At 64.8% G+C, this 12781-nt stretch carries 10 protein-coding genes and 1 tRNA gene; all 11 read left to right on the top strand.

The window, feature by feature from the left end; genetic code table 11:
• The 11 genes from nuoF to N800_RS03650 all read left to right on the top strand — a co-directional run bounded on the left by nuoF (position 1) and on the right by N800_RS03650 (position 12780).
• Positions 1 to 1365, top strand: coding sequence for an NADH-quinone oxidoreductase subunit NuoF (gene nuoF, locus N800_RS03600; protein WP_036134968.1), 1365 nt, complete (start codon positions 1 to 3; stop codon positions 1363 to 1365).
• Positions 1362 to 3599 carry an NADH-quinone oxidoreductase subunit NuoG gene (gene nuoG, locus N800_RS03605; RefSeq protein ID WP_036134972.1) on the top strand — a complete coding sequence of 746 codons (2238 nt, stop codon included), beginning with the start codon at positions 1362 to 1364 and terminating at the stop codon, positions 3597 to 3599. The genes nuoF and nuoG overlap by 4 nt, the downstream gene beginning before the upstream one ends.
• Positions 3600 to 3602: 3 nt before the next feature.
• Entirely contained in the window at positions 3603 to 4664 is a 1062-nt protein-coding gene (nuoH, locus tag N800_RS03610; protein ID WP_036134975.1) for an NADH-quinone oxidoreductase subunit NuoH, read from the top strand.
• 13 nt (positions 4665 to 4677) lie between these two features.
• Positions 4678 to 5166, top strand: coding sequence for an NADH-quinone oxidoreductase subunit NuoI (gene nuoI, locus N800_RS03615; protein ID WP_036134978.1), 489 nt, complete (start codon positions 4678 to 4680; stop codon positions 5164 to 5166).
• 9 nt (positions 5167 to 5175) lie between these two features.
• Positions 5176 to 5823: an NADH-quinone oxidoreductase subunit J gene (locus tag N800_RS03620; RefSeq protein WP_036134981.1), complete on the top strand. Its 648-nt coding sequence runs from the start codon at positions 5176 to 5178 to the stop codon at positions 5821 to 5823.
• 14 nt (positions 5824 to 5837) lie between these two features.
• A complete protein-coding gene (gene nuoK, locus N800_RS03625) occupies positions 5838 to 6140 on the top strand; it encodes an NADH-quinone oxidoreductase subunit NuoK (RefSeq protein ID WP_036135142.1) in 303 nt (100 codons plus the stop codon).
• Positions 6141 to 6153: 13 nt separating this feature from the next.
• Positions 6154 to 8289, top strand: a complete 2136-nt coding sequence (nuoL, locus tag N800_RS03630; protein WP_036135145.1) for an NADH-quinone oxidoreductase subunit L — start codon at positions 6154 to 6156, stop codon at positions 8287 to 8289.
• Positions 8290 to 8350: 61 nt separating this feature from the next.
• On the top strand, positions 8351 to 9835 hold the full coding sequence (locus N800_RS03635) for an NADH-quinone oxidoreductase subunit M (protein ID WP_232227538.1): 1485 nt from the start codon (positions 8351 to 8353) through the stop codon (positions 9833 to 9835).
• 12 nt (positions 9836 to 9847) lie between these two features.
• Positions 9848 to 11323, top strand: coding sequence for an NADH-quinone oxidoreductase subunit NuoN (gene nuoN, locus N800_RS03640; protein WP_036134984.1), 1476 nt, complete (start codon positions 9848 to 9850; stop codon positions 11321 to 11323).
• A gap of 58 nt (positions 11324 to 11381) precedes the next feature.
• Positions 11382 to 11458, top strand: a tRNA-Met gene (locus N800_RS03645).
• Between the two features lie 806 nt (positions 11459 to 12264).
• A complete protein-coding gene (locus tag N800_RS03650) occupies positions 12265 to 12780 on the top strand; it encodes a hypothetical protein (protein ID WP_036134988.1) in 516 nt (171 codons plus the stop codon).
• Position 12781: the final 1 nt, after the last annotated feature.

The raw sequence follows: 12781 nt of genomic DNA on the forward strand, positions 1-12781 counted from the left end.
ATGGCGCACTCGCACCACGACTACTCGAAGGGCTACGGCCCGGTCGGCCCGGCCCCGCAGGAGCACAACGTCGTCTACACGACGCTGCACTACGACACCCCGTGGTCGTACGAGAACTACCTCAAGACCGGTGGCTACGCCGCCTGGCGCAAGATCCTGACCGAAAAGATGGATCCGGCCGCGGTGGTCGAGATGGTCAAGCAGTCCGGCCTGCGTGGCCGCGGCGGCGCAGGCTTCCCGACCGGCCTGAAGTGGAGCTTCATGCCCAAGGGCCCGGGCCAGAAGTACATCCTGTGCAACTCCGACGAGTCCGAGCCGGGTACGGCCAAGGACCGCGACATCCTGCGCTACAACCCGCACGCCGTGGTCGAAGGGCTGGCCATCGCCTGCTACGCCACCGGCTCCACGGTGGCCTACAACTACCTGCGTGGCGAGTTCCACCATGAGCCGTTCGAGCACTTCGAGCAGGCGCTGAAGGAAGCCTACGAAAACGGCTGGTTGGGCAAGAACGTGCTCGGCAGCGGCGTGGACGTGGACATCTACGGCGCCCTGGGCGCTGGCGCGTACATCTGCGGTGAAGAAACCGCGCTGATGGAATCGCTGGAAGGCAAGAAGGGCCAGCCGCGCTACAAGCCGCCGTTCCCGGCCAACTTCGGCCTGTACGGCAAGCCGACGACCATCAACAACACCGAGACCTATGCCTCGGTGCCGGCGATCATCCGCAACGGTGCGGAGTGGTTCCTGAACCTGGGCAAGCCCAACAACGGCGGCCCGAAGATCTTTTCGGTCTCCGGCCACGTCGCCAAGCCGGGGAACTACGAGATCCGCCTCGGCACCCCGTTCGCAGACCTGCTGGCGATGGCCGGCGGCCTACGTCCGGGCCGCAAGCTCAAGGCCGTGATCCCGGGTGGCTCCTCGATGAAGGTGCTGCCCGCCGACGCCATGATGGCCTGCACCATGGATTACGACTCGATCCAGAAGGCCGGTTCGGGCCTCGGTTCGGGCGCGGTCATCGTGATGGACGACACCACGTGCATGGTGCGCGCCACCCAGCGCATCAGCCGCTTCTACTTCAAGGAGAGCTGCGGCCAGTGCACCCCGTGCCGCGAAGGCACCGGCTGGATGTATCGCATGCTGACCCGCATCGTCGACAAGACCGCGACGCTGGAAGACCTGCAGATGCTGCGCGCCGCCGCGGGCCAGATCGAAGGCCACACCATCTGCGCGTTCGGCGAAGCTGCCGCGTGGCCGGTGCAGGGCATGCTGCACCACTTCTGGGACGAGTTTGAATACGCGATCGTGAACAAGCGCTTCCTGGTCGACGACCAGCGGGCCGGCACCGTCGTTGAAAAGGTGGCTGCATGAGCGCTGTCGAAACTGACGTGAAGCCCGCGGTGCCGGAAGGGCACGTTGCCATCGAGATCGACGGCGTGGCGATGACCGCGCCCAAGGGCTCGATGATCATCCAGGCCGCCGACAAGGCCGGCATTCCGATTCCGCGCTTCTGCTACCACGACAAGCTGAGCATCGCGGCCAACTGCCGCATGTGCCTGGTCGAGGTCGAGAAGATGCCCAAGCCGGCGCCGGCCTGCGCCACGCCGGTGATGGACGGTATGAAGGTCGTCACGCGCAGCGAGAAATCGCTGAAGTCGCAGCGCAACGTGATGGAATTCCTGCTGATCAACCACCCGCTGGACTGCCCGATCTGCGACCAGGGCGGCGAGTGCGAGCTGCAGGACCTGTCGATGGGCTACGGCCGCTCGGTCAGCCGCTTCGCCGAGCGCAAGCGCGTGGTGCCGGACGAGGACATGGGCCCGCTGGTCGCTACCGAGATGACCCGCTGCATCCAGTGCACGCGCTGCGTCCGCTTCACCGCGGAAGTCGCCGGCACCTACGAGCTGGGCGGCATGTACCGCGGCGAGAACCTGCAGATCGGTACCTTCGACGGCAAGCCGCTGACCACCGAGCTGTCCGGCAACGTCATCGACGTGTGCCCGGTGGGCGCGCTGACCAACAAGGTGTTCCAGTTCAAGGCTCGTCCGTGGGAACTGACCGCGCGTGAATCGCTCGGCTACCACGATGCGCTGGGCAGCAACCTGTTCCACCACGTGCGCCGTGGCGAAGTGCTGCGCACCGTGCCGCGCGATAACGAAGCGGTCAACGAGTGCTGGCTGTCCGACCGCGACCGCTATTCGCACCAAGGTCTTTACGCCGCCGACCGTGCCCAGCAGCCGCTGGTCAAGGACGGCGAGGACTGGCGCGAGGCTTCCTGGGACGAGGCGCTGGCCAAGGCCACGCACATCCTGCGCAACAACGGTGGCGACAACCTCGGCATCCTGGTGCATCCGGCCACCTCCAATGAGGAAGGCGCGCTGCTGGCCCGTCTGGCCAAGGCATTGGGCACCGGCAACCTCGACAACCGCATCGGCCAGAACGACCTGAGCGACGCCGCCACCGCCGACATCTTCGGCATGCCGGTCGCGGACATCGAGTCCGCCGACCTGGTGGTGATCGTCGGCTCCAACCTGCGCCACGAGCTGCCGCTGGTGCACCAGCGCGTCCGCAAGGCAGGCCGCAAGGGCGCCAAGGTGCACGTGGTCAACCCGGTCGATTTTGACTTCACCTTCGAGGTCGCCGGCAAGCAGATCGTCGCGCCGTCCAAGCTGGCGGGCGCGCTGTCCGACGCCGGGCTGGTCGAAGCCGCGAAGGCGGCCAACCACGCCGTCGTGATCGTCGGTGCGTTGGCCGAGAACGGCCCGTACGCTGCCGCGATCCGCAAGGCCGTGACCGCGTTCGCCGCCGCCACCAACACCGCCGTCTGCCGCATCCCGCAGGGCGCCAACGCCGTCGGCCTGTCCGACTATGGCGTGCTGCCGACCGCGCGCGATGCGCAGGCAATGCTGGCAGACCCGCGTGGCGCGTACGTCATCTACGGCATCGAGCCGGGCATGGACTTTGCCGATACCGCGACCGCAATGAAGGCGCTCAACGGTGCCCAGGTCGTGGCCTTCAGCCACTTCGCCTGCCGCTCGACCCGCGCCGTGGCCGATGTGATCCTGCCGATCGGCCTGCTGCCGGAAGTGGACGCCACGCTGACCAACCTGGATGGCCGCGACCAGGTCGCCGTTGCCGGTGGCAAGCTGCCTGGCGACGCGCGTGCCGGCTGGCGCGTGCTGCGCGCGCTGGGTGGCGAGCTCGCCGCCGATGGCTTCGAGTTCACCGATCTGGCCGGGCTGCGTGCCGGCCTGCAGCGCCAGGAAGTCAACGTTGCCGCTGGCAAGGCGCCTGTCGTTGCGGGCGAAGGCCTGGAGATCGCCTCCAGCATCGCCATCTACCGCAGCGATGCGGTGGTCCGCCGCGCACCGGCCCTGCAGTCGCACCCGCTCAACGTCGAGCCGCGTGCCACGCTGCACCCGGAAGACGCCGCGGCCCTCGGCCTGGCCGAGGGCGCCATGGCCAAGTTCCAGGCCGGGCAGGGCACCGCCGCATTGCCGATCGCCGTCAGCGAAAAGGTTGCCCGCGGGACGGTGTGGGTGGAGAGCGGCCATGGTGCGACCGCGCCGATGGGTGCTGGCCGCGCGCAGGCGGGGAGGGCCTGATCCATGTTGGACACCATGATTGACCCAATCCGCACCTTCTTCGAGTCGTTCGGTGCCGTCGGCATCGTCGCCTGGATCGTGTTGAAGATCCTGCTGGTCGCCATGCCGGTGATCATCGCGGTGGCGTTCTATGTCGTGTGGGAGCGCAAGCTGATCGGCTGGATGCACGTGCGCCACGGACCGATGTACGTCGGCATGGGCATCCTCCAGGCCTTCGCGGACGTCTTCAAGCTGCTGTTCAAGGAAGTCATCCGTCCGACCAACGCCTCGCCGTTCCTCTACGTACTGGCGCCGATGCTGGCGATGGTGCCGGCGCTGGCGGCATGGGCGGTGATTCCGTTCGATGCAAAGCTTGTGCTGTCCAACGCCAACGCGGGCCTGCTGTACCTGCTGGCGATGACCTCGATGGGCGTGTATGGCGTGATCCTGGCCGGCTGGGCGTCCAACTCCAAGTACGCCTTCCTGGGCGCAATGCGTGCCTCGGCGCAGATGATCTCCTACGAGATCGCGATGGGCTTCGCGCTGGTCGGCGTGATGGTGGCCGCCGGTAGCCTGAACCTGACCGAGATCGTGATGGCGCAGTCCGGCAACGCCGGCTTCCTGGAGTGGTTCTGGCTGCCGCTGCTGCCGCTGTTCGTCATCTATTTCATCTCCGGCGTGGCCGAAACCAACCGCGCGCCGTTCGACGTGGTGGAAGGCGAGTCGGAGATCGTGGCTGGCCACATGGTCGAGTACTCGGGTTCGCAGTTCGCGCTGTTCTTCCTGGCCGAATACGCGAACATGATCCTGATCAGCTTCCTGACCGCGATCTTCTTCCTCGGCGGCTGGTTGAGCCCGTTCCAGGGCTGGGGCATTCCGTTCCTGTCGGTGGATGGCTGGTGGTGGTTGTTCGCGAAGGTGTTCTTCTTCGCCAGCTGCTTCATCTGGTTCCGCGCTTCTTTCCCGCGCTACCGCTATGACCAGATCATGCGGTTGGGCTGGAAGGTGTTCATCCCGATCACCATCGCCTGGATCGTGGTGGTGGCGCTGATGGCGTACTACGGCGTCTTCGAGCCGGGGCAGTGAGGCAGACACAGGCATGAATCGCATCGTTTCCTACTTCAAGAGCCTGCTGCTGATCGAGCTGTCGCAGGGCCTTTGGCTGACGCTGAAGTACCTGTTCCGCCCGAAGTACACGCTCATGTACCCGATGGAGAAGACGCCGCAGTCGCCGCGCTTCCGCGGCATCCATGCACTGCGTCGCTACCCCAACGGGGAAGAGCGCTGCATCGCGTGCAAGCTGTGCGAGGCCGTGTGTCCGGCGCTGGCCATCACCATCGACTCGGAGAAGCGCGAGGACGGCACCCGCCGCACCACGCGTTACGAGATCGACCTGTTCAAGTGCATCTTCTGCGGCTTCTGCGAGGAGTCGTGCCCGGTGGACTCGATCGTCGAGACCCACGTGCACGAGTACCACTTCGAGCAGCGCGGCCAGAACATCCTGACCAAGCCGAAGTTGCTGGCCATCGGTGACCGCCTCGAAGCGGAAATCGCCGAGCGCCGCGCTTCCGACGCGCCGTTCCGCTGAGGGCCTGCCATGGATTTCCCAACGATTGCCTTCTTCGTGTTCGCGCTCATGGCCGTGGCGTCCGCCGTGGCCGTGATCAGCGTCAAGAACACCGTGCACGCGGCGCTGTCGCTGGTGCTGACCTTCTTCTCGGTGGCCTGCGTGTGGCTCATCGCCGGTGCCGAGTTCCTCGGCGTGGCGCTGGTGCTGGTCTACGTCGGCGCGGTGATGGTGCTGTTCCTGTTCGTGGTGATGATGCTCGACGTCGATTCCGCACCGCTGCGCGAAGGCTACGTTCGCTACTTGCCGGTGGGCCTGATCGTTGCTGCCGCGATGTTGGTGGAGATCTTCATCCTGATCGGCGTGAAGGCGCAGACCGCCATTCCGCTGACGCCCGAGGCGGCCGAGATGGCCGGGGTCTCCAACGTCACCTGGCTGGCCCGCGCGCTGTTCACCCGTTTCCTGCTGCCGTTCGAAGTGGCCGCCGTCATCCTGACCGTGGCGGTGATCGCGGCGGTGATGCTGACGCTGCGTCGCCGTCCGGGTGCCAAGCACCAGAATCCGGGTGACCAGGCCCGCGTGCGTCCGGGCGATCGCCTGCGCATGGTGAAGATGGAGGCGTCCAAGCCGGCCGTGCTCGAGGCCAGTGAAGCCGCCGCCGAGGAGGTGAAGTCGTGAACCTGATCGCCGGCCTGACCCCAGGCCACTTCCTCGCGCTGGGCGCCGCCCTGTTCTGCATCAGCATCGCCGGCATCTTCCTCAACCGGAAGAACGTGATCGTGCTGCTGATGTGCCTGGAGTTGCTGCTCCTGGCCGTCAACATCAACTTCGTGACCTTCGCCCGCCAGTTGGGCGATGAGGCCGGCCAGGTGTTCGTGTTCTTCATCCTGACCGTGGCCGCCGCCGAGGCCGCCATCGGCCTGGCGATCCTGGTCACGCTGTTCCGCAACCGGCGCACGATCAACGTCGCCGAAATCGATTCGATGAAGGGCTGATCCGATGCCGGGCATGGAGTTCGCAATTTCCAAGTCGGTGCTGCTGGCCATCGTGCTGGCACCGCTGCTGGGCTCGATCGTCGCCGGCCTGTTCGGGCGGCAGGTGGGCCGCGCGGGCGCGCACAGCATCACCATCCTCGGCGTGGCCGCCAGCTGCGTGCTGTCGGGCTACGTGCTGTGGCAGCTGGTGGGGCAGGGCGCGGCGCCGTTCAACGAGAACCTCTACACCTGGTTCCAGGTGGGCGGGTTCGAGGCGCATGTCGGCTTCATGGTCGACAAGCTCACCGCCATGATGATGGTGGTGGTCACCTTCGTGTCGCTGCTGGTGCACATCTACACCATCGGCTACATGGAAGAGGACCCGGGCTACCAGCGCTTCTTCAGCTATATCTCGCTGTTCACCTTCTCGATGCTCATGCTGGTCATGAGCAACAACTTCCTGCAGTTGTTCTTTGGCTGGGAAGCGGTGGGCCTGGTGTCGTACCTGCTGATCGGATTCTGGTTCAAGAAGCCGACCGCGGTGTTCGCCAACCTGAAGGCGTTCCTGGTCAACCGCGTGGGCGATTTCGGCTTCCTGCTGGGCATCGCTGGCGTGGTCCTGATGTTCGGCTCGCTGGACTACGGCACCGTGTTCGCCAACGCCCCGACCATCCAAGGCGCGACCATCGCGATCTTCGATGGCCACGAATGGTCGATTGCCACGCTGATCTGCATCTGCCTGTTCATCGGCGCGATGGGCAAGTCGGCGCAGGTGCCGCTGCACGTGTGGCTGCCGGACTCGATGGAAGGCCCGACCCCGATTTCGGCGCTGATCCATGCGGCGACCATGGTGACCGCGGGCATCTTCATGGTGGCGCGCATGTCGCCGCTGTTCGAGCTGTCCGAGACGGCCCTGCAGTTCATTCTGTTCATCGGCGCCACCACCGCGTTCTGGACCGGCTTGATCGGCATCGTGCAGAACGACATCAAGCGCGTGGTGGCGTACTCCACCTTGTCCCAGCTGGGCTACATGACCGTCGCCCTCGGCGCATCGGCTTACAGCGCGGGCGTGTTCCACCTGATGACCCACGCCTTCTTCAAGGCGCTGCTGTTCCTCGGCGCTGGCTCGGTGATCATCGGCATGCACCACGAGCAGGACATGCGCCGCATGGGCGGCCTGAAGAAGTACATGCCGATCACCTACTGGACCATGGTCATCGGCACCCTGGCGCTGGTCGGCACGCCGTTCTTCAGCGGTTTTTATTCGAAGGACACCATCATCGAGGCCGCCAAGCACGTGTCCGAGCACCGTGGCTGGGTGGGGCAGTACGCCTACTGGGCGGTGCTGCTGGGTGCGTTCGTCACTTCGTTCTACAGCTTCCGCCTGCTGTACCTGACCTTCCACGGCAAGGAGCGCTTCCACGCGGCCCCGCCGGCGGACTACGTGGCGCCGGAAGCCGACAGCGAAGAACACGCGGCCGCGTTCTCGCACGAGCATGATGCCAACGGCAACGGACATGACGCGCACGGTCACGACGATCACGGCCATGGCCACGGACACACCCCGCATGAGTCGCCGTGGGTGGTGACCCTGCCGCTGGTGCTGTTGGCCATCCCGTCGATCATCATCGGTTTCCTCACCGTCGGCCCGATGTTGTTCGGCACCGATTGGAGCGGCCACCACGAGCAATTGCCGTTCTTCCTGGGCGCCATCGACCTGACCGCCGCCCGCGACACGGTGCTGGCGCTCAAGCACGAGCTCTGGCACGGCCCGGTCAAGTTCGCGTTGCATGGTTTCCAGGCCCCGGCGTTCTGGCTGGCCTTTGCAGGCTTCGCCCTGGCGACGTTCATGTACCTGCTCAAGCCGGAATTGCCGGGCAAGGTGGCGAGCGCGCTCAAGCTGCCGATCCGCATCCTGGAGAACAAGTACGGCATGGACGCTCTGTGGATCAACGGCTTCGCCGGTGGCGGTGTGGCGCTGGGCAAGCTGTCGCGGATCATCGATTCGCGCGTGATTGACGGTGCCGCGGTCAATGGCAGCGCCAGCCTTGTCGATTTCACCGCCCGCCTGGTTCGTCGTGTCCAGTCCGGCTACCTCTACCACTACGCCTTCGCGATGATCCTGGGTCTGATCGTGATCCTGGCCCTCCTCATCCGCAGCTGGCACTGACGACAAGGACCGAGACGTGAGCCCCGAGCCCTTGCAGAGTTCCTACCCCTTGCTCAGCCTCCTGATCTGGCTGCCGATCATCGGCGGCGCCGCCACCCTGTTCCTCGGCAATGAGCGCGCCAGCGCCGCTCGCTGGTTCGCCACCGCCGTCGCGGCGGTGACGCTGCTGCTGAGCATTCCGTTGTTCACCGGCTTCGACATGGCCAGCCCGGCCATGCAGTTCGCCGAGCGACATGCGTGGGTCCCGGCCTACAACATCCAGTACGCACTGGGTGCCGACGGCATTTCGGTGGCGCTGATCGGGCTGACCACGTTGACTTCGTTGCTGGTGCTGATCAGTGCCTGGACGTCGATCGACAAGCGGGTCAGTCAGTACTACGCGGCCTTCCTGATCCTGGAAGGCCTGATGATCGGCGTGTTCTCCGCGCTCGACGCGATGCTGTTCTATGTCTTCTTCGAAGGCATGCTCATCCCGATGTTCATCATCATCGGCGTGTGGGGCGGTCCGCGTCGCGTGTACGCGTCGGTGAAGTTCTTCCTGTACACGTTCCTCGGCTCGGTCTTCATGCTGATCGGCCTGGTGTACCTGTACCTGAAGGGCGGCAGCTGGCAGTTGGCCGACATGTACAACCTGTCGCTGAACGCGACCGAGCAGATGTGGCTTTTCTTCGGATTCCTGATCGCCTTCGCGGTAAAGGTGCCGATGTTCCCGGTCCACACCTGGTTGCCGGATGCGCACGTGGAGGCGCCGACTGCCGGTTCGGTGATCCTGGCCGCCATCATGCTGAAGATCGGTGGCTACGGCTTCATCCGCTTCACCCTGCCGATTGTCCCCGATGCGGGCCACGAGTGGGCATGGCTGGTGATCGCGTTGAGCCTGATCGCGGTGGTCTACGTCGGCCTGGTCGCACTGGTGCAGGACGACATGAAGAAGCTGATCGCCTATTCGTCGGTCTCGCACATGGGCTTCGTGACCCTGGGCACCTTCATCGCCTTCGGCCTGGTGCGTGACTTCGGCAACACCGACGCTGCGCGCCTCGGCATGCAGGGTGCGATGGTGCAGATGATCAGCCACGGCTTCATCTCGGGCGCGATGTTCACCAGTGTGGGCGTGCTGTACGACCGCATGCACAGCCGCATGATCAAGGACTACGGCGGCGTGGCCAACGTGATGCCGTGGTTTGCGGTGTTCTACGTGCTGTTCGCGATGGCCAATTCCGGCCTGCCGGGCACCTCGGGCTTCGTCGGCGAGTTCATGGTGATCATCGCCAGCTTCCAGAAGCACCCGCTGATCGCCTTTGCCGCGGCGACGACGCTGATCATTGGCGCCGGCTACACCCTGTGGCTGACCAAGCGCATCCTGTGGGGCGACGTGGGCAACAAGCACGTGGCCGAGCTGGAGGACATCAACGCCCGCGAAGCCGTGGTGCTGGGCGTGTTCGCCGCCGGCGTGCTGCTGCTGGGCGTGTATCCCAAGCCGCTGACCGATCTGATGGAGCCGGCGATCGCCCAGCTCGCCACGCAGATCGCCTCGACCAAGCTTTAAGAAGGGCTGACGATGACCCTGCCTGTGACTGTTTCCACCGACCAGCCTCTGGTGGCGGTGCGTTCCGCCGCCGAACTGGCGCCGCTCCTGCCGGAGCTGGTGCTGGTGGGCGGTGCGTTCGCCCTGCTGATGCTGGACCTGTTCCTGCCTGAGCGCCGCCGCGTGGTGACCCACGTGTTGGGCGTGGCGCTGCTGCTTGCGGTCGCGGCCATGGTGGCCACCGGCGTGGGCGGGCAGGGGACGATCCTGAGCGGCATGTTCGTGCGCGATACCGCGGCCGACGTTCTGAAGATCGGCATTGCGCTGGTGAGCGCGCTGGCCATGGTCTACACGTGGCCGTTCCTGCGCGAACGTGGCCTGTACAAGGGCGAAGTCACCGTGCTGATGCTGTTCGCCAGCCTTGGCATGATGCTGATGGTGTCTTCGGCGACGCTGGTGATGGTCTACGTGGGCCTGGAGATGCTGGCGCTGTGCTCGTACGCGCTGGTGGTGACCGACCGCGACAGCCCACTGGCCTCGGAAGCCGGCATCAAGTACTTCGTACTGGGTGCGCTGGCATCCGGCCTGTTGCTGTACGGCCTGTCGCTGGTCTATGGCGCCACGGGGTCGCTGGACCTGCACGAAATCGCCGCTGTTGCCGACGGCAGTGCCTCGTTGATGTTCGTCACTGGCCTGGTGTTCGTCGTGGCCGGCATTGCCTTCAAGTTTGGCGCGGCGCCGTTCCACATGTGGCTGCCGGACGTGTACCACGGCGCGCCGACCCCGATCACTTTGTTCATCGGCTCGGCGCCCAAACTGGCCGCGTTCGGCATGACCTACCGGCTGCTGGAGTCGGGCATGGGGCCGCTGGACAATCACTGGCGCCTGATGCTTGCCGGCCTGGCGGTGCTGTCGCTGGCCATCGGCAACCTGAGTGCGTTGGTGCAGTCCAACCTCAAGCGCCTGTTGGCCTATTCGACCGTATCCCACGTGGGCTTCCTGTTTATCGGCTTCGCCGGTGGCGGGTCGCAGGGGTACGCGGCGGCGATGTTCTACGCGATCAGTTACGCGATCATGTCTGCTGCAGCGTTCGGTGCGATCGTGGTGATGTCGCGCCAGGGGTTCGAGGCGGACCGCATCGACGACTACAAGGGTCTCAACGCGCGCAATCCGTGGCTGGCCGGCCTGGTGCTGTGCGTCATGGCTTCGTTGGCGGGTGTGCCCCCGTTCCTTGGTTTCTGGGCCAAGCTCGCCGTGCTGCGTGCGGCCATCGAAGGCGGCATGCTGTGGCTGGCCATCATCGGCGTGGTGTTTGCAGTGATCGGTGCGTTCTACTACCTGCGCGTGGTCAAGGCGATGTACTTCGACGAACCCGAAGGCGACGCTCCAGCAATTCGCGAGAACCGCCCGCTGCACATTGCCTTCGGCGTCAACGCGCTTGCGTTGCTGGCGCTGGGTTTTGCGTGGAATCCGATCATGGCCTGGTGCCAGGCGGCGTTCTCGCTGTAAGAAAACCATGAATGGGGGTTGCGCTAATCGCCTTCCTCCGCTAACATTGTTCTTCTGATGCGGGGTGGAGCAGTCTGGCAGCTCGTCGGGCTCATAACCCGAAGGTCGCAGGTTCAAATCCTGCCCCCGCTACCAAATAACTGACCTCCTGCTCCAGGTCAGTGTGTAACGAAGAGGCGACGATTTCGGTGACGAAATCGCCGCCTTTTTCGTTTTTGCGCGCCACCTTGTCCGCGATCCGTGGAGCTCCGCGGTACAGCCGGTGGATTCTGGCCCGCGCGCACTGAGCGAGTGCACGTCAGTCGCCTCCGCCTTTGGTGCGCCAGCGTCCCTCCCTGACGTCGCGCAGGTGCAGCCGACGCCCGGCGGTTTCGCTCGCCAGGCAATGATTCCGGTGACGCATTGGCCATGGGGCGAGCGCCTTCGCAGGTGCCATTGTCGTGGCAGGGCGCTACATCGAACTCGAACCGCGTGACACCGATATCCGAGCCCGCACCAGGAGCTCAAGGTTCATCGCCCCGGAGCCGGCGCGCAACTGCGTTACAAGTGCAGTCGCCACGCTCGCGCGAGCGTTCCCGCAAACCACTCAGCCTGGGTTCCTTGGTCGCCCCTCCGCCGTGCGTACGTCAGGTCATTGACGATCATCATCACACTTGCCCTGAGAGCTGCGTTGGCTTCTGACAAAAATGCGCCACTTCTGCCCCAATGGGTAACCCGTTCTGCAATGACCATCTCACTGGCCACGATGAACAGGCTGTTTTAATGCGCGCGTTTTCGACCGAATGACAAAGACGAGAATTCAAGGCAAACGAAAGGTTGCCGAGCAACGTCATCGGTCAAGGGGAAAAAAGCAAATCCACGGCAGCGGGACCGCCAACAGCCACTTTCGCGGCTGAAGGAGGAACTCGTCTCCGTGATCAGGGAACCGAAGGGCGAATGGCATGAAGAAGATTCTCTTGTGGGCGGTGGTGCCGGTCCTGGTGGCAGTTGGCTGCATGCAGGCGCGCGCGCAGGACGGTTATCGCGAGCAGATGAAGGGGTTGGACGAGCAGGTGCAGGAGGTCAAGTCTGACGTTCTGTCCATCTCCGCGGAGCTGAGCCAGCTTGAGGAGAAGCTGCTGTACCCCTCGGACACCCACTTCGCGATCTTCGTACAGTTGGCCAAAGGTGAAACGCTGCGCCTGGACTCCGTGGCGGTGCGCGTGGACGGGCAGCCGGCGGCGCATTACATCTACACCTTCAAGGAGTTGGAGGCGTTGCAGAAGGGCGGTGTCCAGCGCTTGCATACCGGCAACATTGCCAGTGGACAGCACCAGCTCGAGGTGACGGTGAGCGGCAAGCTCGCCAATGGCGAGGACTACAGCCGCACCGAGACGGTCGCGTTCGCCAAGGAAATCAAACCAAAGCTGCTCGGCCTGACGGTGTCGGGTGATTCCATCAGCGCCACGGACTGGTAAG

This window comes from Lysobacter daejeonensis GH1-9, from assembly GCF_000768355.1.
Taxonomy (GTDB): domain Bacteria; phylum Pseudomonadota; class Gammaproteobacteria; order Xanthomonadales; family Xanthomonadaceae; genus Aerolutibacter; species Aerolutibacter daejeonensis.